This window comes from Microbacterium sp. H6, from assembly GCF_003314775.1.
Taxonomy (GTDB): Bacteria; Actinomycetota; Actinomycetes; order Actinomycetales; family Microbacteriaceae; genus Microbacterium; species Microbacterium oxydans.
The window spans coordinates 1-1,010 of the sequence record NZ_QOAY01000209.1; the positions used below are offsets into that span (position 1 = coordinate 1).

Consider the following 1,010-nt stretch of genomic DNA (forward strand, 5'->3'; position numbering starts at 1 on the left):
CTTCGGTCGGGACTCGCTCTGGGCAGCCCGCCTCGCCCTCGCGGTCGACCCCGACATGGCGGCCTCGACGCTGCGGGTGCTGGCCCGGCTCCAGGGCACCGGGCACGACGCCTCGACGGCCGAGGCTCCGGGCAAGATCGCGCATGAGCTGCGCAGCGGCGCCCTGTCGTTGCCGAACGAGGGCGTGCACCTGCCGCCGCTCTACTACGGCACGGTGGATGCGACCCCGCTCTGGATCTGTCTGCTCGCCGACGCCCACGCCGAGGGCATGCCCGAGCGAGAGGTGCGGGCACTGCTCCCGGCACTTCGCGCCGCGTTGACCTGGATGACGGTGCACGGCGATGCCTCGGGCAGCGGCTTCATCGACTATGCGGACGAGTCGGGCCACGGACTCGCGAACCAGGGCTGGAAGGACTCCGGCGACTCGATCCAGTGGCGCGACGGGCGCTTGGCCGAGGGCCCCATCGCCCTGAGCGAGGTGCAGGGCTATGCGTACGAGGCTGCTGTGCGCGGCGCGGATCTGCTCGACACGTTCGGCGAACCCGGCGGCGCTGAGCTGCGGGCGTGGGCTGCCGACCTGCGCGAACGTTTCCGCGCTGCGTACTGGATCACCACGCCAGAGGGCCGCTACCCCGCGATCGCCCTCGACGCCCACGGCGCCCCGGTCGACACCCTCACCAGCAACATCGGACACCTGATCGGCACCGGCATCCTCGACCCCGAGGAGGAGCGGGCCTGCGCCGCGCTGCTGACCGCGCCGAGCATGTCGAGCGGCTACGGCATCCGCACCATGTCGACCGACGCTGCCGGATACTGGCCGCTCAGCTATCACGGTGGCAGCGTGTGGGCGCACGACACCGCGATCGCCGTGCACGGCATGATCCGCGCCGGGCTCGATGCCGAAGCACGAGTGGTCGCCGAGCAGCTGCTCGACCTGGCGGAGGGCTTCGACTACCGCGTGCCCGAGCTGCACGCAGGTGATGCGCGCGTGCCCGGCGGCGCGCCCCTTC

Annotated in this window: 1 protein-coding gene; it reads left to right on the forward strand. The window is 72.2% G+C overall.

The window, feature by feature from the left end; translation table 11 throughout:
* The coding region (locus DSP71_RS14070) for an amylo-alpha-1,6-glucosidase (protein ID WP_396652059.1) at positions 1-1,010 on the forward strand (1,010 nt) is incomplete at both ends.